Origin of the sequence: Methylobacterium sp. ap11 (assembly GCF_900110515.1) — a bacterium.
Classification (GTDB): Bacteria; Pseudomonadota; Alphaproteobacteria; order Rhizobiales; family Beijerinckiaceae; genus Methylobacterium; species Methylobacterium ajmalii.
Genome location: NZ_FOEB01000013.1, coordinates 26363 through 47868 on the forward strand (window position 1 = coordinate 26363; position 21506 = coordinate 47868).

Consider the following 21506-nt stretch of genomic DNA (forward strand, 5'->3'; position numbering starts at 1 on the left):
CGTATCCATGCTCAATCGCATACGGCCCGTATATCAAATCGCGGTCCGGAGGAGCAATCCATGGCGCAGACCCGTTCGACCCGCGACGCGATCGTCCCGCCCGGCCGGCAGGCGCTCTACGACAAGCACCGCTACTCGGCGGCGATCCGCTCCGGCGACTTGCTGTTCGTCTCCGGCCAGGTCGGCAGCCGCGAGGACGGCTCGCCCGAGCCGGATTTCGAGGCCCAGGTCGCCCGTGCCTTCGCGCGGCTCGACGCCGTGCTGGAGGCGGCAGGCTGCACCTTCGACGACGTGGTCGACGTCACGACCTTCCACACCGACCCGGAGGCGCAGTTCGACGCGGTGATGCGGGTGCGCGACCGGGTGATCGGCGCGCCGCCCTACCCGAACTGGACCGCCGTCGGGGTGACGTGGCTCGCGGGCTTCGCCTTCGAGATCAAGGCGATCGCGCGGATTCCGGCGCGCGGCTGAGGCCCGGAAGGTCGGGGGCCTCGCGCATCGCCGTCCGGCCGCGCTCCAGGATGCGGACGGGATCGCCGAAATGGGCGTCCATCTCCGCCTCGGTCTCGTCCGGGTGTCCGTCGCCGATGAAGCGGGCGAGGCGCTCGTGCTCCTCGATGAGCGCGCGGTTCTGGCGATAGCCCGCCATCATGAGCCGCAGACAGAGGCGGGTCTCGGCCTGGAGCGTGTTGTAACCGCGCGACAAACGCTCGCTCCGGGCCTCCTCGACGATGCGCCGGTGGTAATGCAGGTCGAGGTCGGCGATCTCGGCCCAGTCGCCGCTGCCGAGGAGAACGGCCATCCGGTCGGTCAGCCCCATCAGCTCGTCCGCGAGGGCGATGCGGCGCGGATCGGCCATCACCCGCCGGATCGCCGCGATCTCGAGGGATTTGCGGGTGAAGTAGATGTCGACGATGTCGTCGTCGGCGAGATCGACGACGAAGACCCCGCGATGGGGCTCCGCGCGCAGGAGGCCCTCCTGGACCAGGCGCTGGATCGCCTCGCGCACGGGGCCGCGGCTCACGCCGAACTGGCCCGCGAGCGCCATCTCGTTCAGCTGCCCGCCCGCCGGAAACTGCCCGTCGAGGATGGCCGCCCGGATCTCCGAGGTGAGCTGGCCGGCCAGCGTGCTCCGGACGACGCGGCGCAGGCCCTTCGTCCGTTCGGGCGCTTCCGGGGCATTCGACACGATGATGGCTCTTCCGCTCCACGGGTCCCGGGGACGGGCGATCCGGCCCGAGCCGTCCCGCCGAAAGCCGCCCCGCCAAGTTGCCCCGCCAAGCTGCCCCGGGCGATACAGCACGAAGCGGGGGCTCCGTCGAGCATACAGGGAGCCTGCGCCCCGGTCTCCCGGTGGAAACCCCGGCGGGGTGTCTCGCGCCGGGGAAGGCGCTCCCGGACGGAACATCGGCCTGCGGGCAGGCGATCACCCGCACCATCGCATCCCGCACCGCCCTTCTCCGGTGGTCTCCGCGGGACCTCACGACCCGACGCGGGCAGCGACCCCCGTCCGGCTCGTCACGGGCGGCTCCACCGATGGGGGCCGCCGTGCGCGTCGAGCCGGGTGGAGAGATCGAGCAGGGCGGGCGTGGCGGTGGCGACGGTGCGCACCGCACGCCGAACCTCGCTGCCCTCGGCCGGGCGGATCGCTTGGCGCCGACGGTGTCCCCGTGGACGTCGAGGGCGGCGGCGCGGGCTCCCGTAGGACTCAGATCCAAACGACGCGCTCCGGGCTGGCCCGAGGACCGGCCCGAGACGCAAGCGAGGGGACCGACGAGGACCCAGGATCCAACCCATGGGGTTCGGGGACGGCGGCGCTCCTCAATGTGCGCTGCCGGTCGCCACGAACTTGAACAGGAACACGCCCGCGATCACCCACACCACCGGCTTCACCTCCCGGAAGCGGCCGGTGAGCAGCTTGATCACCGCATAGGTGATGAAGCCGAAGGCGACGCCGTTGGCGATCGAGTAGGTGAAGGGCATCAGGAGCGCCGTCACGCAGGCCGGCAGCACCTCGGTCAGGTCGTCCCAGTCGAGATCGACCAGCTCGTGCAGCATCAGGCAGGCGACGTAGAACAGGGCCGGCGCCGTGGCGTAGGCCGGGACCGAGCCGGCGAGCGGCGCGAAGAACAGGCAGGCCAGGAACAGGACCGCCACGGTGGCGGCGGTGAGCCCGGTGCGCCCGCCCTCCTCGACGCCCGACGCGCTCTCCAGATACGCCGTGGTGCTCGACGTGCCGAGGAGCGAGCCGACGAAGATCGACGAGGAATCGGCCATCAGCGCCTTGTCGAGGCGCTCCATCTTGCCTTGCGTGAGCAGTCCCGCCCGGTTGGCGACGCCCATCAGCGTGCCGGTGGCGTCGAACAACTCGACGAGGAAGAACACCAGGATCACGTTGAGGAGCCCGCCCGACAGCGCGCCCTTGATGTCGAGGGCAAACAGCGTCGGGGCGATCGAGGGCGGCAGCGAGGCGACGCCCTGGAAGGTGTTGTCGGCGACGATGAAGCTCAACGCCGTGACGGTCAGGATGCCGGCGAGCAATGCGCCGCGCACCTTGCGCACCGACAGCACCGCGACGATCAGGAAGCCCAAGACCGCCAGCACCGCGCTCGGCTTGTGCAGGTCGCCCAGCGTCACGAAGGTCGCGGGGCTCGCCGCCACCACGCCGGCGCTCTTCAGCGCGATGATCGCCAGGAACAGCCCGATGCCGACCGTGATGGCGATGCGCATCGACCGGGGGATGCCCTCGACGATGATCCGGCGCAAGCCCGTCAGCGTGACGACCATGAAGAGCAGGCCGGAGATGAACACCGCGCCGAGCGCCGCCTGCCAGGTGTAGCCCATCTGGAGCACCACCACGTAGGCGAAGTAGGCGTTGAGCCCCATGCCCGGCGCGAGCGCGATCGGGTAGTTGGCGTAGAACGCCATCACCAGGGAGCCGATCGCCGCGACGAGGCAGGTCGCGACGAACACCGCACCCTTCGGCATCCCGGCATCGCCCAGGATGTTGGGATTGACGAAGACGATATAGGCCATCGTCAGGAAGGTGGTCAGCCCGGCGAGCAATTCCGTGCGCACGGTGGTGCCGTGGGCCGAGAGCGCGAAGGTGCGCTCCAGGAACCCGCCTCGGGAGGAACCGCCCGGCCCGGTCAGGCCGTCGTCGCGCTTCAGGTCCATCGCTTCTCCTCGCCGCTCTGGGTCGTGGTGCCGATCTGCCGGTAGATCCGGTCGGGTGCGAAGGGCGTCGCGGTCAGCCGCGCGCCGGTCGCGTCCCGGATGGCGTTGGCGAGCGCCGCCGCCACGGGGTTGAACGGGCTCTCGCTCATCGACTTGGCGCCGAGCGGCCCGATCCGGTCATGGGTGTCGGCGAAGATCACCTCGGTGCGGGGCACGTCGGCGATCGCCGGGATGTGGTAGGTGCGGAAGGTCGGGGTCGCGACCCGGCCCTCGGCGTCGATCGCCAGGTCCTCGTACAGCGCGGCGCCGAGCGCCTGGGCGACGCCGCCCTCGATCTGGCCGCGGCACTGGACCGGGTTCATCACCCGCCCGGCATCGGCGGCGTGGACGCTTCGCAGGAGGCGCACCTCTCCGGTCTCGGGCCGCACCGCGACCTGGAAGCCCTGGACGTTGAACGCCACCGAGCGCGGGCTGCCGTCGGCGTGTCCCACGGCCTCCGCGGGTCCGAGATCGGCCAGGGGTATCCGGGCCTCTCCCGCGATGACCGCATCGCCGTCGAGCCGGCAGGCGGCGGGATCGACCCCGAGCCGGGCGGCGGCGCGCGCCCGCAGCAGCGCGGCCAGGCCGTCCGCGGCGCGCCACGTCGCCTGGCCGGCGACCACGATGCCGGTGCTGCCATAGGCGCCGGTATCATGCCCGACCGCATCGGTGTCGCCCTGGCGCAGGACGATGCGGTCCGGCGTGGTGGCGAGAACCTCCGCGGCGATCTGGCCGTGCACCGTCGAGGTGCCGTTGCCGAACTCCACCGTGCCGACGCGCAAGACGTAGCGCCCGTCCTCGATCGCGATCCGCGCCTCGGCGAAGTGGCCCCGCGGCGGGATGGTGTCGATCATGGACAGCGCCATGCCGGCTCCCGTGCGCCAGCCCGGCGGCGCCGGAGGCGGGGGCACGGCCAGGGCCTCGGCGACCCGGTCGAGGCACTGGTCGAGGCCGTAGCTGCCGTACCGCACGTCGTGCGGCTCCAGGCTCGTCGAGACCATCGGGTCGCCGGGGCGGACCACGTTGCGGCGCCGCAGCTCGAACGGATCGAGGTTCAGCGCCCGGGCGAGCTCGTCCATGGCGGATTCGACCGCGAAGATGGTCTGGCTCAGCCCGTACCCGCGGAAGGCGCCGGCCGGCAGGGTGTGGGTGTGGACGGAATAGCCGTCGACCCGCTTGTTGGCGCAGCGATAGACCGCGATCACCTCGTTGCAGCCGTGGTGCAGCACGCCGCCGGCATGGTTGCCGTAGGCGCCGGTATTCGACAGCACCTGGAGGTCGATCGCCGTCAGGGTGCCGTCGGCGCGCGCGCCGAGGCGCACCCGCACCCGCATCGGGTGGCGGGTGGTGGTGGCGGTGAACTGCTCGGTGCGGGTCAGCTCCCAGCGCACCGGCCGGCCGGTGGCGAGGACGGCGAGCGCCACCAGGTCCTCGGTCAGCATCTCCTGCTTGCCCCCGAAGCCGCCGCCGACCCGGCCGCACTCGACCCGGACGTTTTCGCGCGGGAGGTCGAACAGGGCGCAGAGGGCGTCGCGGGTGAGAAACGGCACCTGGGTGCTGGAGCGGATGACGAGGCGCCCGTCGGCGTCGCGCCAGCCCATCGCCGCATGGGTCTCGAGATGGGCGTGCTGGACCCGCTGCGAGCGGTAGGTGCCCTCGTGGACCACGTCGGCCGCCGCGAGTCCCGCCGCGACGTCGCCGATCTCGCCATGCGCCTCGGCGGCGAGGTTGGGGTGGGGATGGAGCGGCGGCGCGTCCTCGCCCGTCGGCCGCGCGCCGTGGACGAGCGGCGCGCCGGGGTCGAGCGCCCGCTCGGGATCGAGGCAGGCCGGCAGCACCTCGTAATCGACCCGAAGCGCTCGGCAGCCGGCGGCGGCGGCGGCCTCCGTCTCGGCGAGCACCGCGGCGACGCGCTGGCCGACGAAGCGCAGGACGGGATCGAGCACCCGCGTGTCGCTGGCGTCGTCGGCGGGGTTCTGGTGCCGGGCGGTGGAGAACAGCCGGTCCGGCGCGTCGGCATGGGTCAGCACCCGCACGACGCCCGGCACCGCCAGCGCGGCGGCGGGATCGATGCCCACCACCCGCGCATGGGGGTGGGGCGAGCGCAGCACCTTGAGGTGGAGCGCGCCCGGCAGGTCGTGGTCGAGGGTGTAGCGGGCGCGGCCGCTGACGATCGCGGCGCTGGCCGGGGCGGGGGCGACGTGGCGGCACGGCGGCGCGGCCGGGCCGTCGCGGCCCTCGATCGCGGATGCGATCCCTTCGATCGCGGATGCGATCGACAGATAGCCGGTGCAGCGGCACAGGTTGCCCTTCAGCGCCGCCGGCAGGTCGCGGCGCTGGCCCTGGTCGAGGGCGGCGGCGGTCATCACCATGCCGGGGGTGCAGAACCCGCACTGGAACCCTTGCGCGGCGACGAAGGCCGCCTGGACCGGATGGAGCGCGTCCGGCACGCCGTCGCCGGGGGCGCAGGGGCCGGCGAGGCCCTCGACCGTGGTGACCTGCCGCTCCGCCGCCCGGAAGGCCGGCACTAGGCAGGAATGCAGCGGCTCGCCGTCGAGATGGACCGTGCAGGCGCCGCAATCGCCCGCGTCGCAGCCCTTCTTGACGCCGAACCAGCCGAGTTCCCGCAGCAGGGTGCGCAGGGATTGGCCGGGCCGGGGCGCGACCTCGTGGCTCGTCCCGTTGACCGTCAGCCTCATGGCGCCCCTCCTGCGGCGTTCCCCGCGGCCTCTCCCGCCAGCTCGGCCCGGACCTCCTCGGCGAGGAGCCCGGTGACGTGGCGGCGCCAGTCGGGCGCGCCGTGGACGTCGTCGTACCAGAGCCCGTCGGGGATCGCGGCGGCGAGCGCGTCGCGCAACGCCTCCGCCCCCGGCGGGCCGGGCAGGTCGATCCGCACCGGGCGCCGGGTCGCCGCCGTCACCGTGAGGGCGAAGGCACCCGACGGATCCAGGGTGGCGATCGCGAGCGCGCCCGAGCGGCCGTTGGGGCTGAGCGACAGGCGCCGGAAGGCCGTGCGGCGGGCGAGCGCCGCCGCCGGCAGGTCGATCCGGCGCAGGATCTCGCCGGGGCCGAGCGCCGTCTCCTGCGGCCCGAGCACGAGGTCGCGGACGGGAAGGCGCCGCTCGCCGCCCTCCGGCGTCCAGATCAGGCCGGTCCCGTCGAGGGCGACCGTCAGGGCGATCATCGGCCCGGCCGGCAGCGCCAGGCACAGGTTGCCGCCGACGGTCGCGGCGTTCCAGACCTTGAACGAGCCCAGCAGCGCCCGGCAGCACTGACCGATCAGCGGGGCGGCGCGGAACGGCGGCGGGAGCACGAGCCGGTCGAGGGCGGCGATGGTGCAGGTCGCGGCGATCCGCAAGCCCGACGCATCCACCGCCAGCGGCTCCCAGCCGAGGGAAGGCAGGTCGACCAGCCGGGCGATCCCGTCCTGCGGCTCGGAGAAGAGCCAGGTCCCCCCGGCGAGCCAGGCGTCGCCCGGCCGCCAAGGCGGCAGCATGTCCCGGGCGCGGGGCGCCACCACCTCCGTGATGCTGTCGAGGTCCATGCGGGGTTCCTGCGATCCTCCCGGGGCGCGGCCCCGGCGGGGGCCTCCCTCACCATAAGGCAAGATCCTGTCCAGCGCGGCTGCGGCGTGGCGGCGTCCGCCGCCCGGCGCCGATCCTGAGCCGGCGAACATCAATTCACGAGATCGCGTTAACTATCCGTCAGCAATCTGTTTGACTCTAACAGTTCGTTAATACATTTTTCACGCATACCGAATGACGAACAGGTCGGCGCCATGTCCACCCTCGACAAGTTTAATTTAAATTATACTGTGCCGTCGGCAACCGAGGCGACAGACATGGAAACGAGCTACCCGAACGTCATCGATGCTCACGCGTCGGCGCCGGAGGCGGCTGAACTGACGGGGTCCAGTTCGACCCAGCGGCAGGGCCGGGGCTCCGGCCGGCCGGCTCAACCGCGCGGCAAGTCAAACGGCAAATTCAACCACAAGTCTGCGGCATCCAGGCCGGTCGACGCCGACGCGATCATCAAGGCGTTCAATACCTGGGCGTTCAAGCGCGAGCAGCCCGGCAACCCCGAGCGGCTGGTGCCGGCGGTCGATGCGGCGGCGCGTGCCGGGCGTCCGGTCGAGTTCGTCCTGTACTGGGGCAAGGGCCCGCGCGCCGAGATCGCCGCGCCGGACCTCGCCTGCCTCGACTATCTCGGCCAGCTCGCCGAGCGGGTGCGCCAGGTCTACGCACCGGGCGCGATCTTCCGGCTGATCTTCACGGACACCCATGCCACGCTGAACGGCCATCCGGCCGCGGCGATGAATGCCTATTTCGACGCCATCGATGCCGCCGCCCAGGCCCGCGGCTTCGCCAGCACCCGGCTCAGCGACGTCGTCGCCTTCGCCCGGGAGATCGGCGCTGGCACCGCCGAGGAGGAGCCGTCGGGCGAGATCCTGGCCAGCCTGATCGCCTGCGCGGCCAAGTGGTACCGCGGCGAGGGCTCCACCGAGCAGGGCGCCCTCGACTACCACCGCATGAACATGGTCGAGAAGCGCGCCGTCGCGGCGGCCTTCCCGGAGGCCCTGTTCGTCACCTTCAACGGCAGCGAGTTCCGGGACCTGTTCCCGGCCACGATGCCGATCTTCTACATGTACTCCCTGCGCCGCGGCGTCGGGGTGAAGCCCTGGTTCATGGACGCCCAGCCGGACGCCCAGCCAGCCGCGCAGACGACCGCCTGACCCGGCGACGGCCTCGCCAAGCAGATTCCGAAGTGGTTGCCGGTTCGGCGCCGAAAATCTGCAACAAAACAAGAGCCTAAGCGGGCGAAGCATTGGCCTGCCAACGCAAGTCTGCTCAGAGAGCCCCGGAGAAGCCCCCATGCAGAGCGCCGCCCGCCCCCAGGCCGCGGGGCGTCCCGACGTCGCCGGGCGTCCCGCCGACAACGTCCCCCTTGGCATCGCGCTCATGATCGGCGCGACCGTGCTGCTGACCCTGTCGAACGCGTTCTCGAAGCACCTCGTCGCGCATTATCCCGTCGGCGAGGTGATGTTCCTGCGCTCGTCGATCGCCTTCGGGCTGGTCTGCGCCTTCATGCTGCCGGCCACCGGCCTGTCGGTGTTCCGCACCGCCAAGCCCCGGGCCCACGTCGCCCGCGGCCTGTCGCAGGCGATCTCGCAGACGCTGACGGTGCTGGCGCTCGGCCTGATGCCGCTCGCCGGGGTCACGGCGATCGGCTTCTCGGCGCCGCTCTTCGCCGCCGTGGTGGCGATCCTCTGGCACAAGGAGGCGTCGGACCCGGTGCGCTGGGCCGTGCTTGTGGTGGGCTTCCTCGGGGTGCTCGTGGTGACCAATCCTGGCGCCGACTCGCTCCAGGTCGGCGCCCTGTTCGCGCTCGGCAACGCCGTGATGTACGGCACCGTCACGGTGGCGGTGCGGGGCATGGCCAAGACCGAGAAGCCCGGCACCCTGCTGATCTGGCAGATGGCGGTGATGACCGCCGCGCACGCCGCGCTGCTCGCCTTCGGCTTCCGCTGGCCGAGTCTGCCCGATGCCGCCCTGTTCGGGCTCCTCGGCGCCTCGAATGTCGGCGCGCAGTATCTCTGGACCCGGGCCCTGTCCGCGGCGCCGGCCACCGCGGTGTCGCCGTTCTACTACCTGATGCTGGTCTGGGGCATGGCCCTCGGCTATCTCGCCTTCGGCGAGGTCCCGAACCTGCACCTCGTCGTCGGTGGCGTGATCGTGGTGGCGGCCGGCGCCCTGCTGCTCTGGCACGAGACCTGGCTGCGGCGGGGGCACGAGACGCGGATGCCCCGCTGGCCCGCGGGCTGGATGCGCCGGCGCGACGGCGGGCCCCTGCGCCTGTCCCGCCCCGAGGTCCATCGTCTGCACAGGCCCGCGGCACTCGGCCTGTCCCGGGATTTCGCGGCCTGAGCCGGGGGCGCTGTTCCCCACGGCGATCCTGCGGCGGACCGGCCGCCGGTTCGGCGCAGGATTGTCGCCGCCCGCCCGGACGGACGCTTCTACGGGGACTCGGCGACCCCTAAGTGACGGGTCCGCCTTCCAGCTGGCAGGGGCCGATCACGCCGCCCGCGTCGCCGCGCGCCGCTCCTCGGGGCGCCAACGGGTGATCAGGGCCTGCGCCTCCTCGGCCGGGACCGGACGGCTGAACAGGTAGCCCTGGACCTCGTCGCAGCCGAGGAGCGACAGGACGTGCTGCTGGTCGGCGGTCTCGACCCCCTCGGCGGTGGTGCGCATGCCGAGCGCCCGGGCGATGTCGATGACCGCCCGGATGATCGCCGCGTTCTGGGCCCCGGAGCCGAGGCCGGTGACGAAGCTGCGGTCGACCTTGATGCGGTCGAAGGGGAAGCTCCTCAGGTAGTTGAGCGAGGAGTAGCCGGTGCCGAAATCGTCCATGGCGATGTGGAGGCCGAGCGCCTTGAGGTCGCGCAGGATCGCCAGCGTCGCCTCGCCGCTGTCGAGCAGCATCTGCTCGGTGATCTCGAGCTCGAGGCGGTGGGCCGGCAGGCCGGTCGCCTCCAGTACGCCCCGCACCATCCCGACGAGGTCGGGGCCGGCGAACTGCACCGGCGACAGGTTCACGGCGATCTTGAGCCGGTCGGGCCAGGTCGCGGCGCGACGGCAGGCCTCGGTCAGCGACCACTCGCCGATGGCATGGATGAGGCCGCATTCCTCGGCGATCGAGATGAAGGTCGCGGGCGGCACGTTGCCCCGCGCCGGGTGGCGCCAGCGCGCCAGCGCCTCGAACCCGGCGATCTCGCCGGTCTTGAGGATCACCGAGGGCTGGTAGTGCAACTCCAGCTCGTTCCGCTCGATCGCCCGGCGCAGGTCGGCCTCGATCTGGCGCCGGTCCTCGAGCCCCACGCTCATCTGCCGGTCGTAGAACAGGAAGGTGCCGCGTTTGCCCGCCTTCACGGCGTAGAGCGCGAGGTCGGCGGCGATCAGGAGGTCGTCGGCGGTCCCGCCGTCCCCGGGCGCGACCGCGATGCCGATGCTCACGCTCGAGCGGATCTGGTGGCTGCCGATCTCGAAGGGCGCCAGGACCGCCTCGGCGATGCGCTCCGCCAGGGCCTCCAGGGCCGCCCGGTCGCCGAGGCCCGGCACCAGCAGGGCGAACTCGTCGCCGCCCAGCCGCGCCAGCACCTGGCCCGGCGCCAGGGCGGCGGCGAGCCGCTCGCCCACCGCCTGCAGCAGGTCGTCGCCGATCTTGTGGCCGAGCGTGTCGTTGACGAGCTTGAAGCGGTCGAGGTCGAGGAACATCACCGCGTAGGGCGCGGCATCGGGGAGATTGCCCCTGGCCGCCTCGGCTTCGAGGGAGGCGCGGAACACCCGGCGGTTCGGCAGGTCGGTGAGGGGATCGAGCGAGGCGAGGCGCGCGACCCGGGCCTCCGCCTCCGAGCGCTTGGCCTCGATGCGCAGGAGCTTCTCGACCGCGATCCCGACGAGCAGGGTCAGGATCGCCGCCACGATGGCGTCGATCCGCAGGGCCGATTGCGCGTCCTTGTAGATCTCGACCTCCGGTACGCTGACGCTCACCCAGAGGGGCTGGTCGCGCACCTTGCGGATCGTCACCATCCGGTGCTGGCCCTCGTCGGGCATCGCGAGGGTGAAGGTGCCCGAGCGGCCGGAACGGATCTTCTGGAAGGTCTCGGTCCGCGACAGGTCGGCGCCGACCCCGAACCCGCCGCCGACGCCGCCGCTCGAGCGCACCACGCCGTCGCTGCCGATGAGCGAGATCGCGGCCGGGCTGCCGAGGTCGATCTTGTCGTAGAACTGGGTCAGGTGGCTGGGGTTGAGCGAGGCCACCACGACGCCGCCGAACCGGCCGTCCGGCCCCAGGAAGCGGCGGCTGACCTGCACCGAGACCCGGCCGCTCGCCCGCCCGATCACCGGGCGGCTGATGTAGAGGGCGTCGTCGGGGCTCTCGACGTGGGTGCGGAAATGGTCGCGGTCGCTGAGGTCGGTCGCCGGCGGCGGCTGCGGGCCGACATTGGTCGCCCGCATCACCCCGTCGCGACCGATGATCGCCACCTGCACGATGATCTCGCTCAGGAGGTCGGTCGTGTTGACGATCGTGCCGAAATCCTCGCGGCCGGCGCGGCTCTCGATGCTGCGCCGCATGTAGAGCAGCGCCTTGTCGATCTCGCCGATCGAGCGCAGCACGTTCTCCTCGAACACCATCGCGAAGTTGTGGGTGGTGCGCTCGGAATCCTGCAGCGCGCCGCGCAGGTCGTTGACGTGCTTGGCCCCGACGCCGAGCCAGAGCAGGACGACCACGATCGTGCCGAGGATCACCGGGCCGCGGCGCTCCGCCAGGAACCTGGGAAATTGCTTGAGGTACACCGCCATCCCGGCTCGTCCAGCGCATTCGTCCGGCCGAGCATGCACGGCGAACGTTATCGAGATCTGAATACGATCGTCCTATTCCGACATTTTCGCCTGTCCGTACAAAGGCATAGCTTTTCGGAGCGAGGGCCCCGGCGCCGAACGGGCTGGATTATCCCGCGTCTCCGTCCCGTATAGCCGCGTCCATTCCGGTCCAGGGCGGCGCGGCGACCGCCCGCGGCGCGTCCTGTCGCCGGATCATCGTCGCCTCGCCAAGTCGAGGCGGGGTGTTGCAACCGATGGTAGTGGAAAGCATCATGCCTTCGTCGGCGTTGCAAGGCCGCGAGAGGGTGGATCCGGTCGCTCTGGTCTCGGCTGTTCGGTTTCGCCCCAGTCGATCGCCCGGCGCGCGAGGCCTCGCCGCGGCGTCTGCACCCGGCGATCCGCCGGTTCGACACGAGTTTTTCCCCTTCGACTTGATCGCCTGTCCCGCCGGCGGGTCCAGCGTATTCGCATGAAGAGGCGAGTGCCGATCGTCCCTGCCTCGGTCATCCGGGCGTCTCCGGCCGGTTCTGGCAAATGAACATTCGGCTGCGGGTGCGGTCGATCCCGTCGCCGGCTTCCGATCGGCACCGACGACGGACAAACCCCGGCCGCGGGATCGGGTCGGGTCTCAGGCCCGGCGGCGGCGCAACCGGCGCCAGCCGAGGACCGTGCCGCTCGTCGCGACGACGAGGCCGAGCGCCGAGAGGGCGACGATCAGCGCCAGGCGCACGGCTGGGCTCCGGGCGAGGGGGCCGGCATCGAGGGTGTGGAGCGCGTCGAACAGCCAGCGGTTCGCCCGGCCGCTGCGGTCGGTCCGCCCCAGGATCGCCCCGGTGGCGGGGTCGAGGTGGAACCAGGTCCCGGCCGGGTCGTCGAAGGCGAGGCGCAGGACCGGCAGGGTCGGGGCGCCGTGGCGGTCGTACCAGTAGGCGTCCGGCGCCTCGAGGCGAGTGACCTCCCGCAGCCGGGCCGCCGGCAGCATCGCCCGGCCGGCGGCCACGATCGCCTCCGAGGTCAGCGCGGTGCCGCAGCACGGCGTGGTGCCCCCCGGGCCGGAGGCCAGGATGACGGGGCGCCCGCCGATCCAGGCGAAATCGAGCGCGACGGTCCCGGCGGGAGCCCGCGCCAGGGCGTCGAGGCCGAGCGGGAAGACCGGCGCCGCCTGCCCGGCATAGGCCGCCCGCATGGCGGCGTCGGGGCCGCGCGGCCCGAACCAGCCGCGCGGGTTCATCGACAGCCAGCCGCTGACGAGGAAGGTGACGACGACGAGGCCGCCCGCCACCCCGGCGAGGTGGTGCCAGGCGGCCCAGCCGCGATAGGGGGTCAGCCGGCCGCGCATCAGCCGCACGAAGCCCAGCACGTAGCCGCTCACGCCCGCCGCGAGCGCGATGCCGGAGACCCACAGCACCACGTCCTGCCACAGGCCCGCCCGCGCGCGCAGCGGCGTCAGGTAGATCCAGTGCGTGACGGCACCCGGCCAGTTCCACACCCGCTCGGCCCGGGTGGTGTCGAGGGCGAGCTCGCCCGTCGCCGCCGACAGGTAGAGTTCGGTCCCGGCCGGATCGCCGAGGGCGACCACGCGGAACGGCCGCAGGGGGTCGTAGCGCGCCGTCACCGTCCACTGGTCGCGGGTCACGGTGCCGAGATCGGCGACGGCGCGCGCCGCCGGATGGATGGCGGCGAGCGCCGCCGCGTCCGCCGCCGTCAGTTCGGGCACCGGATCGCCGGTCACCGCCGACAGGGCCTGCCGACGCCCGTCGGTATCGGCGATCCAGTAGGCCGGCGCGCCGCCCCGCATCGCCAGCGTCAGCCGGGCCGGGTAATGCGCGAGGCCCGCCCGCTCCAGGGCCGCCCGAGGGGTGACCCGCACCGAGGCGAGGTCGAGCGGCGGCAGGGCGCCCAGCCGCTCGCCCTCGGTGAGGGCCGGGAAGCCGACGCACAGCATCACCAGGCCGGAGCCGAACCAGAGGAGGATCAGGAGCCCGGTGGCGATGCCGAGCCAGCGATGGCCGAGATGCAGCCACCGCTTCAGCCGCTTGACGGCCGCCTTCGCCACCCTGCCGCGCATCAGAACACGACGTGGTAGGCGAGCTCGACCGAGCGCGGCCGGCCGAGCAGCCAGGAATTGGTGTTGCCCGAGACCGCGTAGATCTGGTCGGTGAGGTTGTAGCCGCGCAGCGACAGGCGCGAGGTCGGGGTGACCTGCCAGTCGAGCGTCGCGTTCACCAGCGTGTAGGCCGGCCGCTTCACCGTGTTGGCGAAGTCGCTGAACACCGGCCCGACATCGTTGACGCCGAGCCGCGCCACCCAGCCCGGCGCGAAGGCGTAGCTGAGCCAGACGTTGGTGACCCGCTGGGGCACGTCGACCGGGACCTTGCCGGCGAACGACACCAGGCCCGCATCGGTGTTCTGCGAGAAGCTGTCGTAACGCGCCCTGAGCAGGGCGGTGTTGGCCTCGATGCGCCAGGCGTCCGAGAGCTGGTAGGCCAGCGCCACCTCGACGCCGCGGGAAGACTGGCTGCCGACCTGCGCCACCTCGGTCGGCCGGTCGGGGATCGGCGAGAGCAGGTTGTCCTTGGCGATGTGGTAGGCCGCCACCGTCCACTCGCCGCGCCCGCCGTCGAACAGGCCCTTGGCGCCGGCCTCGACCTGCTCGCCGGTGGCGAGCTGGAACTGCGCTTGCGGGACGCTGGTGGTGATGAGGCTGCCGAGCGGATCGGCGGCGGTGGCGTACTGGGCGTAGAGCGCGAAGTCCGGCACCGGGGTGTAGACGGCGCCGACCCGGAAGCTCGTCGAATCGAACGTCTTCTCGAAGCGGCTGCCGGCCAGCGGCCGGCTCACCGCCACCGTCGGGGCGTCGTAGCGCACCCCCGTCACCAGGGCGAGCTGGGGCGACAGCTCGAGCCGGTTCTCGGCGAAGACCGAGGCCTGGCGGGTCCGCGACACGATGTCGGTGCGGGTGCCCGCGACGTTGATGAAGGTGCCCGGGACCGGGTTGAACGGATCGACCGTGCTCTCGCCGCCGAACGGCGCGTTGCTGTCGCGCCGGAAGGCGATGTAGTTGACGTCGAAGCCGACGACCGTCGTGGTCTTGAAGCCGAACAGGCTGCTCCGGAGCGTCGCGTCGAGGCGGTTGCCGATCTGCTCCTCGTGGTGGAGGATCTCGATGTAGTCGCTGCGGCCGATCAGGCCGGTCGCCGGCTGGTAGGTGTATTGCTCGACGTCGCGCCAGTGCCGCTCGGTCGAGAGCCGGTAGGCGGTGTTGCGCACCGTGATGTCGGCGCTCGGGTTCCACTCGGTGCGCAGCTGCGTCCAGTTGTCGAACCAGGCGATCTGCGAATCCCGGATGTTGTAGTTGATGAAGCGCAGGCGGTCGGGCACCCGGTTGCCGACGAGCGGCGAGCCCCAGTAGCGGGTCGGCTCGTTGTAGCCGAGGTCGTGCGAGAGCGTGACGCTCAGGTCGGGCGTGACCTGCCAGGTCATCGCCGCCGAGAGGGCGAGGTTGCGGAAGTCGCCGTCGGGCTTGACCCAGCCGTCGGCCCGGTTGCCGCTGAGGTTGATCCGGTAGGCCAGGTCCTCGCCGACCGGCCCGCCGCTGTCGAGGGCGAGCCGCGCCACGCCGTCGGAACCGATCGCCGCCCGCGCCTCGCCGAGGGCGGTGAAGACCGGCTTCTTCGGCACCACGTTGATGATCCCGCCGATCGCGCCCTCGCCGTAGAGCACCGAGGCGGGCCCGCGCAGAACCTCGATCCGCTCCGCCGACCAGGTGTCGAACGGGAAGGTCACGGTGCCGACCCCGACATAGAGCCGCGTGCCGTCGTAGAGCTGCTGCACCGAGCTCGGCCCGACGAAGCCGCGGCTGGCGAAGGAGAGGTTGCCGTTGCCCGGGGCGGCGACGCTGGTGATGCCGACGGCGTTCTGGGTCACCGCCTCCTCGACGGTGTTCTGGCCCCGGGCCCGGATCGTCTCGCCGGAAATGACGTCGAGGCTCGCCGGGGTCTCGAGCGGGGTGAGGCCCAGCCGGCTGCCGGAGCGCGCGGGCGTCGCGAGGTTGAGGCCGGGAGCGGCGACCTCCCGGTTCCGCCCGCCCGCCACGTCGATGGCATCGAGGGGCAGGTCCTCGGCGCCCGCGGGCGCGGCGGCGAGGAGCGGGGCGGCGAGGACGGCGACGGGAGCGAGGCGGCGGGCGCGACGGGGAGACATGCGGGTTTCCGGAGGAGGCGTGCGCACCGTCCGTAATGGACTCATCCAAAAATGTAACGTTATAAAGTTACATTCTCGCCATCCGGTCCGTCGCCGTGACGGGACGGCGCGCAGAGGGCGCGCCGCATCAGCGGATCGGGGGAGGACGGCGGGGGACATGGCGGGACGGGACGCGGCTGTGGCACGTCACCGCGAACGACGGCGCAACGGGGACCTTTCGCCCCCGTCCCGACACCCATCAGGACACCCCGCCCGACGTGCTCGCGTGTGACCACGGCTGACGGCAGGTCTCCTGGCTCACGGGTCGTCGCCTGCCATCGTCTTCCCAGGAACCGTGTCGGGTCCCCAGTGACATGAGTGATGGAAGGCTCGCCGCTTACAGTTGCGGGGGCAGCCGCGGCTTCGGGCGAACCCTCACCGCGTTCCCTTTTGATCCCCGGAGGGAACCGTCGGCGTAAAGCTTAGCCATTCGGCAACGAAGGAGCAACCGTCGTCGACGCGCGAGCGACGCGGAAGGCGATAACGGACGGCGCGACGGACACCGCCGATGCAACCCCCGGCTTTCTCAACCACGCCGCGCGATCCCGCATCGACGCCGCCCCGCACCCCTGACATACAGAGGCCCGAACGGCTCGATCGGGCCGCGAACAAGATCTGACAAAAGCTCCCTGGGAGGATCCCCCGATGTCGTTCCGCTCTCGGGCCGCCGGTCTCGCCGGCCTCGCCCTGTCGCTCGCGCTCGGCACCTCCGCGCTGGCGCAGGATTCCAAGGCGCCGATCAAGGTCGGCGTGCTCAGCGACATGAGCGGGCCCTTCGCCGACCAGGCCGGCACCGGCTCGGTCACGGCCGCGCAGCTCGCGGTGGAGGATTTCGCCAAGGAGGCCGGCGAGCTGAAGGTCGAGGTCGTCTCGGCCGACCACCAGAACAAGCCCGATATCGGGCTCGCCACCGCCCGCCGCTGGCTCGACCAGGAGGGCGTCTCGACCATCGTCGACCTGCCGAACTCGGCGGTCGCGCTGGCGGTCGCGAACCTGATGCGCGAGCGCCACCGGGTGGCTTTGGCCTCGAGCGCGCTCACTTCCGACCTCACCGGCAAGGCCTGCGCGCCGACGACCGTGCAGTGGGTGTCCGACACCTGGGCGCAGGGTTCGGCCACCGCGCGCGCCGTCGCCGGCCGCGGCGGCAAGTCGTGGTACTTCGTCACCGTCGACTACGCGCTCGGCCACGCGCTGGAGCGCGACGCCACCGTGGCGCTGAAGGCCGTCGGCGGCACCGTGAAGGGATCGACCAAGCACCCGCTCAATGCCGGCGACTTCGCCTCGCCGCTGCTCTCGGCCCAGGGCTCGGGCGCGCAGGTGCTGGCGCTCGCCGATACCGGCGCCGACATGATCAACGCCGTGAAGCAGGCGGCGGAGTTCGGGTTGATGCCCCAGATGCGGCTCGCCGCCCTGTTCGTGCAGCTCTCCGATACCCATGCGCTGGGCCTCAAGGCGGCGCAGGGGCTCCAGCTCGCCAGCGCCTTCTACTGGGACCGCACCGACGGTACCCGCGCCTTCGCCAAGCGCTTCGCCGAGCGGATGAACGGCCGGATGCCGACCGAGAATCACGCCGGCGTCTATTCCTCGACCCTGGCCTACCTGCGGGCGGTGCGCGACGCCGGCACGATCGAGGGCGAGAAGGTCGTGGCGGCGATGCGCGAGAAGCCGATCAACGATCCGCTCTTCGGCACCGTGACCGTGCGCCAGGACGGCCGCGCCGTGCACGACGTGTTCCTGTACGAGGTGAAGAGCCCGGCCGAGAGCAAGGGCCCGTACGACTACTACAAGCTCCTCGACACCGTGCCGGGCGACCAGGCGTTCCGGCCGATGGCCGAGGGCGGCTGCCCGCTGGTGAAGTAGGCGGGACGCGCCCGACCGCCGCCTCGACTTCGGCGGGGCCCGACCCAGATCAGGGGCTCGCACCCCTGCAGGGGCGCGAGCCCCTGTCAGGCCCTGCCGAGAGTGTCCCATGTCCGACGCCGTCCTGACCCTGAACGACGGGAAGCGCATCCCCCAGCTCGGCTTCGGGGTGTGGCGGCTCGAGAACGAGGAGGCCCCGGCGATCGTCGGGGCGGCGCTCGAGGCCGGCTATCGCTCGATCGACACCGCGGCGGTCTACGGCAACGAGGCCGGGGTCGGCCGCGCCATCGCGGCCTCGGGCCTGGCGCGCGAGGAGGTCTTCGTCGCCACCAAGGTCTGGAACGACCGCCACGGCTACGACGAGACCCTGCGGGCCTGCGAGGACTCGCTCGCCCGCCTCGGCCTCGACCACGTCGACCTCTACCTCGTCCACTGGCCGGTGCCGCAGCGCGGCGCCTATCTCGACACCTGGCGCGCCCTGATGCGCCTGCGCGAGGACGGCCGTGCCCGCTCGATCGGCGTCTCGAACTTCACGATCGAGCACCTGACGCGCGTCATCGACGCCACCGGCTCGACGCCGGCGATCAACCAGGTCGAGCTGCATCCGCGCTTCCAGCAGGCCGCCCTGCGGGCCTTCCATGCCGAGGCCGGCATCGTCACCGAAGCCTGGGCGCCGCTCGGCCGCGGCGGGGTACTCGACGATCCGGCGATCCGGGCGATCGCCGAGAAGCACGGCCGCACCCCGGCCCAGGTCGTGCTGCGCTGGCAGCTCGACATCGGCAACGTCGCGATCCCGAAATCCGCGACGCCTGCCCGCATCCGCGAGAACCGCGATGTCGCGGGATTCACCCTCGACGCCGACGACCTCGCGCGGATCACGGCTCTCGACGACCCGGCGGGCCGGATGGGGCCGGACCCGGAGACCTTCGGGGCGTGAGGCCGGCTTGATCGGCGGCGCCGGGCCGGCCTAGGCTCGACCCCCGATCATCATCGAGAGACAGCCCTTTGAGCGGCCGTACGCCCCCCGAGACCCGCGCCGCGTACCGGCGCTTCGTGCCGATCACCACCCGCTGGGCCGACAACGACGTCTACGGCCACGTCAACAACGTGGTCTATTACGCGTTCTTCGATACGGCGGTGAACAGCGTGCTGATCGCCGACGGCGCTCTCGACATCGCGAAGAGCGCGGTGATCGGCCTCGTGGTCGAGACCGGTTGCCGCTACTTCCGCTCGATGGCGTTTCCCGACCGGGTGACGGCGGGAATCCGGGTCGCGCATCTCGGCACGTCGAGCGTGCGCTACGAGGTCGGGCTGTTCCGCGAGGACGAGGAGGCGGCCTCTGCCCAGGGGCACTTCGTCCACGTCTACGTCGACCGGGCGACGCAGCGCCCGGTGCCCCTGCCGGCGGAGCTGCGCCGGGTGCTGGAATCGCTCACCGCATGAGCGGCGAGACCGACCTCGCGCGGCTCCTCGCCGGGATGCGGCCGGAGCGGCGGCCGGGCAGCTACGTCTTCGTCACACTGCCGGACGGACGGGTGCCGGCGGGGCTCGACCCGGTGATGCGCTTTCGCGAGGCCGAGGGGACGACCCTGATCCTGACCGGGGACGAGGCCGCGCGGGCCGGGCTCGCCGGCGCCTTCCCGTGCGGCTGGATCACGCTCGCGGTGCATTCCTCCCTGTCGGCGGTCGGCTTCCTCGCCGCCGTGACGGAGCGCCTCGCGGAGGCCGGCATCGCCGTCAACGCGGTCTCGGCCTTCCACCACGACCACCTCTTCGTCCCGGTCGCGCGGGTGGACGAGACGATGGCGCTGCTGCGCGACCTCGCCGGGCCGTCCCGGCCCTGATGCGACCGGCGTGCTCCGGCGGTCCCCTCGGACTGCGAGCCGCCCCGGGCCTGTAGCCGCCCCGGGCCTCTGGCCCGCACGGGCCTGTGGCCCGCACGAAGGCAACATTCGTCCCTTACGGCTTGTTACCCCCTTCGGCGCCGCCCAAGCTCGCGGGCGTCGCAACCGGAGGACGTTCATCCATGCCGCCGCGCATCCCGCTCAGCTCAGGTGGCCCCGGCCCGCTCGGGCTCGTCGCCCTCGCCCTCGCGATCCTCGCCGCCGGCCTCCTCCTCGAAGGGCATCCGGTCGACGCCTCGGTCCTGCCGCGGGTCGGGGCGCCGGAGATCGTCGTTTCGCCGCTGCCGAGCCAGGAATCGATGCTCCAGGACCTGGCCGGCCGCGATTGACCGGACCCGCCGTGACCGACCTCCTCGCCGGTACCGCCGGCCCGCTCGGCTGGGTGGTGATCCTCGCCACCTTCCTCGTCGCCGGCTTCGTCAAGGGCGTGATCGGTCTCGGCCTGCCGACGGTGGCGGTGGGGCTGCTCGCCACCGTGATGAGCCCGGCCCAGGCCGCGGCGCTGCTGATCGTGCCGTCCTTCGTCACCAATCTCTGGCAGCTTCTCGCCGGCCCGCGCTTCGGGGGCCTGGCGCGCCGGCTCTGGCCGATGATGGCGGCCATCGCCGTCGGCACCGTGGCGAGCGCCGGGCTGATCGCCGGGGCACGCGGTCCGGGGCCGGCGAGCGCGCTCGGAATCGCCCTCGTCGCCTACGCGCTCACCGGGCTCGCCGGCCTGTCGCTGCGGGTGCCCGCCCGGGCCGAGCCCTGGCTGTCGCCCCTCGTCGGGCTCGCCACCGGCCTCGTCACCGGGGCGACCGGGGTCTTCGTGATCCCGGCCGTGCCCTACCTCCAGGCGCTGAACCTCGACCGGGACGGGCTGATCCAGGCGCTCGGCCTCTCCTTCACGGTCTCGACCGTGGCGCTCGCCGCCGGCCTCGCCCGGGAGGGCGCGCTGCCGCTCTCCGCCGGGGCGGCGTCCCTCGTCACCCTGGCGCCGGCGCTCCTCGGCATGGCGGCCGGGCAGTGGCTGCGCGGCCGGGTCTCGGCCCCGACCTTCCGGCGCGCCTTCCTCATCGGCCTGCTGCTCCTCGGCACTCATCTCGCCCTGCGGCCGTGGCTGTGACGCGACCGGCGGCGCCCGATGGCGTCGCAACCGGGTGCTGCTCCACGTCCCTGATCCTACGGCATGTTCCATCGACGAGCCGGAACCCGCCTCGCCGGAGGATGGTCTAATCGTCCTCGTCGTCGAGGGGACGCAGGATCTGCATCCGCCGGCCGGCCGCGTCCTCGATCGTTGTGCGGCGCATCACCAGGTAGCCGCCGTCCCGAGCATTGCGAATCCGGTCGGCGCGGGCATCGATCCAGAGATCGGTGGGGCCCTGGAGATCCGGCGGCGGGGCATACCGCACCGGCCGGGGCGCGGCGGTTCGGGGCGGTGCCCCGGCGACGCGCCGGGCCGGCGATGCCGTGGCCCCGCGCGTTGCCCGCGCGGCGATCCGCGGCGGGCCGGCGCGCCGCTGCGCGGCCAGGCGCTCCCGCCCGGCGGGACGCGCCACGGCGGCACGGGGCTTCGCGACGGTCCGGGGTTTGGCCGCGAGGTGCGGGCTTCCGGCCGTCGCCGGCGCGGCGGGTCCCGCCGCCTGCGGGAGAGCCGGCGCTTCGACGGGCTTGACCGGCGGGTCGCTCCACGGACGGGAGCCGGATCGATCCCGATCCGGACCCTGGGCCAGCACCGGCATCCCGCACAGGAGGCCGAGCACCAGGGCGAGGCCGAGGCGGCGCATCCCGTCACGCATGATCGCACCTCCGGGTCGGCGGGCGAGGCCCGCCGGGCTCCGCGGCCGAGCCCGGTCGTTCGCGTCCCGGCCGTGTCCGGGAAAGGTAGCGGGCCGAGCCGGGGCCGTCCATTGCCAGGGACTAA

At 72.4% G+C, this 21506-nt stretch carries 17 protein-coding genes and 1 riboswitch; of the genes, 9 read left to right on the plus strand and 8 right to left on the minus strand.

Annotated features, from left to right (window positions below; translation table 11 throughout):
* The first annotated feature begins 60 nt into the window (after positions 1-60).
* Positions 61-471, plus strand: coding sequence for a RidA family protein (locus BMX97_RS19030; protein ID WP_091752898.1), 411 nt, complete (start codon positions 61-63; stop codon positions 469-471).
* Here BMX97_RS19030 and BMX97_RS19035 read toward each other — a convergent pair.
* The 4 genes from BMX97_RS19035 to BMX97_RS19050 form a co-directional block, all read right to left on the minus strand.
* Positions 437-1189, minus strand: a complete 753-nt coding sequence (locus tag BMX97_RS19035) for a GntR family transcriptional regulator (protein ID WP_244538515.1) — start codon at positions 1187-1189, stop codon at positions 437-439. The genes BMX97_RS19030 and BMX97_RS19035 overlap by 35 nt on opposite strands.
* 632 nt (positions 1190-1821) lie before the next feature.
* Positions 1822-3177, minus strand: coding sequence for an NCS2 family permease (locus BMX97_RS19040; RefSeq protein WP_091752900.1), 1356 nt, complete (start codon positions 3175-3177; stop codon positions 1822-1824).
* On the minus strand, positions 3168-5915 hold the full coding sequence (locus BMX97_RS19045; RefSeq protein ID WP_091752901.1) for a molybdopterin-dependent oxidoreductase: 2748 nt from the start codon (positions 5913-5915) through the stop codon (positions 3168-3170). The genes BMX97_RS19040 and BMX97_RS19045 overlap by 10 nt, the downstream gene beginning before the upstream one ends.
* On the minus strand, positions 5912-6760 hold the full coding sequence (locus tag BMX97_RS19050; protein WP_091752902.1) for an FAD binding domain-containing protein: 849 nt from the start codon (positions 6758-6760) through the stop codon (positions 5912-5914). Before BMX97_RS19050 ends, BMX97_RS19045 begins: the two co-directional genes overlap by 4 nt.
* A gap of 297 nt (positions 6761-7057) precedes the next feature.
* Here BMX97_RS19050 and BMX97_RS19055 point away from each other — a divergent pair, with 297 nt between their 5' ends.
* Positions 7058-7948 carry a hypothetical protein gene (locus BMX97_RS19055; RefSeq protein WP_091752903.1) on the plus strand — a complete coding sequence of 297 codons (891 nt, stop codon included), beginning with the start codon at positions 7058-7060 and terminating at the stop codon, positions 7946-7948.
* Positions 7949-8087: 139 nt separating this feature from the next.
* Positions 8088-9140 (plus strand): DMT family transporter, encoded by a 1053-nt coding sequence (locus BMX97_RS19060; protein WP_091752904.1) that lies wholly within the window; start codon positions 8088-8090, stop codon positions 9138-9140.
* A 147-nt stretch (positions 9141-9287) separates the two neighbouring features.
* On the opposite strand, the gene BMX97_RS19065 is transcribed toward BMX97_RS19060, so the two are convergent.
* From BMX97_RS19065 to BMX97_RS19075, 3 genes are all read right to left on the minus strand, one after another.
* Positions 9288-11576, minus strand: a complete 2289-nt coding sequence (locus tag BMX97_RS19065) for a putative bifunctional diguanylate cyclase/phosphodiesterase (protein ID WP_091752905.1) — start codon at positions 11574-11576, stop codon at positions 9288-9290.
* A 649-nt stretch (positions 11577-12225) separates the two neighbouring features.
* A complete protein-coding gene (locus BMX97_RS19070) occupies positions 12226-13653 on the minus strand; it encodes a PepSY domain-containing protein (protein WP_244538516.1) in 1428 nt (475 codons plus the stop codon).
* Between the two features lie 11 nt (positions 13654-13664).
* Positions 13665-15800, minus strand: a complete 2136-nt coding sequence (locus tag BMX97_RS19075) for a TonB-dependent receptor (RefSeq protein WP_091752907.1) — start codon at positions 15798-15800, stop codon at positions 13665-13667.
* A 264-nt stretch (positions 15801-16064) separates the two neighbouring features.
* A riboswitch (cobalamin riboswitch) is annotated at positions 16065-16266 on the minus strand.
* A 218-nt stretch (positions 16267-16484) separates the two neighbouring features.
* On the opposite strand from BMX97_RS19075, the gene BMX97_RS19080 reads away from it, so the two are divergent.
* The 6 genes from BMX97_RS19080 to BMX97_RS19105 all read left to right on the plus strand — a co-directional run bounded on the left by BMX97_RS19080 (position 16485) and on the right by BMX97_RS19105 (position 20708).
* Positions 16485-17699, plus strand: coding sequence for an ABC transporter substrate-binding protein (locus BMX97_RS19080; protein WP_091752908.1), 1215 nt, complete (start codon positions 16485-16487; stop codon positions 17697-17699).
* Positions 17700-17808: 109 nt separating this feature from the next.
* Positions 17809-18636 carry an aldo/keto reductase gene (locus BMX97_RS19085; protein WP_091752909.1) on the plus strand — a complete coding sequence of 276 codons (828 nt, stop codon included), beginning with the start codon at positions 17809-17811 and terminating at the stop codon, positions 18634-18636.
* A 68-nt stretch (positions 18637-18704) separates the two neighbouring features.
* Positions 18705-19142: an acyl-CoA thioesterase gene (locus tag BMX97_RS19090; protein WP_091752910.1), complete on the plus strand. Its 438-nt coding sequence runs from the start codon at positions 18705-18707 to the stop codon at positions 19140-19142.
* Positions 19139-19543: an ACT domain-containing protein gene (locus BMX97_RS19095; protein ID WP_091752911.1), complete on the plus strand. Its 405-nt coding sequence runs from the start codon at positions 19139-19141 to the stop codon at positions 19541-19543. Before BMX97_RS19090 ends, BMX97_RS19095 begins: the two co-directional genes overlap by 4 nt.
* A 182-nt stretch (positions 19544-19725) precedes the next feature.
* Positions 19726-19932: a hypothetical protein gene (locus tag BMX97_RS19100; protein ID WP_091752912.1), complete on the plus strand. Its 207-nt coding sequence runs from the start codon at positions 19726-19728 to the stop codon at positions 19930-19932.
* Positions 19933-19943: 11 nt separating this feature from the next.
* The gene (locus tag BMX97_RS19105; protein WP_244538517.1) at positions 19944-20708 is read left to right on the plus strand and encodes a sulfite exporter TauE/SafE family protein; all 765 of its coding nucleotides are present in this window, start codon (positions 19944-19946) and stop codon (positions 20706-20708) included.
* 106 nt (positions 20709-20814) lie between these two features.
* On the opposite strand, the gene BMX97_RS19110 is transcribed toward BMX97_RS19105, so the two are convergent.
* Positions 20815-21381: a hypothetical protein gene (locus BMX97_RS19110; RefSeq protein WP_143074654.1), complete on the minus strand. Its 567-nt coding sequence runs from the start codon at positions 21379-21381 to the stop codon at positions 20815-20817.
* Between the last annotated feature and the right edge of the window lie 125 nt (positions 21382-21506).

Excerpts from the sequence above, each read along its gene's own strand:
- BMX97_RS19030 (WP_091752898.1), top strand. The coding sequence starts at position 61 with ATGGCGCAGACCCGTTCGACCCGCGACGCGATCGTCCCGCCCGGCCGG.
- BMX97_RS19040 (WP_091752900.1), bottom strand. The coding sequence starts at position 3,177 with ATGGACCTGAAGCGCGACGACGGCCTGACCGGGCCGGGCGGTTCCTCC.
- BMX97_RS19045 (WP_091752901.1), bottom strand. The coding sequence starts at position 5,915 with ATGAGGCTGACGGTCAACGGGACGAGCCACGAGGTCGCGCCCCGGCCC.
- BMX97_RS19050 (WP_091752902.1), bottom strand. The coding sequence starts at position 6,760 with ATGGACCTCGACAGCATCACGGAGGTGGTGGCGCCCCGCGCCCGGGAC.
- BMX97_RS19055 (WP_091752903.1), top strand. The coding sequence starts at position 7,058 with ATGGAAACGAGCTACCCGAACGTCATCGATGCTCACGCGTCGGCGCCG.
- BMX97_RS19060 (WP_091752904.1), top strand. The coding sequence starts at position 8,088 with ATGCAGAGCGCCGCCCGCCCCCAGGCCGCGGGGCGTCCCGACGTCGCC.
- BMX97_RS19065 (WP_091752905.1), bottom strand. The coding sequence starts at position 11,576 with ATGGCGGTGTACCTCAAGCAATTTCCCAGGTTCCTGGCGGAGCGCCGC.
- BMX97_RS19075 (WP_091752907.1), bottom strand. The coding sequence starts at position 15,800 with ATGTCTCCCCGTCGCGCCCGCCGCCTCGCTCCCGTCGCCGTCCTCGCC.
- BMX97_RS19080 (WP_091752908.1), top strand. The coding sequence starts at position 16,485 with ATGTCGTTCCGCTCTCGGGCCGCCGGTCTCGCCGGCCTCGCCCTGTCG.
- BMX97_RS19085 (WP_091752909.1), top strand. The coding sequence starts at position 17,809 with ATGTCCGACGCCGTCCTGACCCTGAACGACGGGAAGCGCATCCCCCAG.
- BMX97_RS19095 (WP_091752911.1), top strand. The coding sequence starts at position 19,139 with ATGAGCGGCGAGACCGACCTCGCGCGGCTCCTCGCCGGGATGCGGCCG.
- BMX97_RS19100 (WP_091752912.1), top strand. The coding sequence starts at position 19,726 with ATGCCGCCGCGCATCCCGCTCAGCTCAGGTGGCCCCGGCCCGCTCGGG.
- BMX97_RS19110 (WP_143074654.1), bottom strand. The coding sequence starts at position 21,381 with ATGCGTGACGGGATGCGCCGCCTCGGCCTCGCCCTGGTGCTCGGCCTC.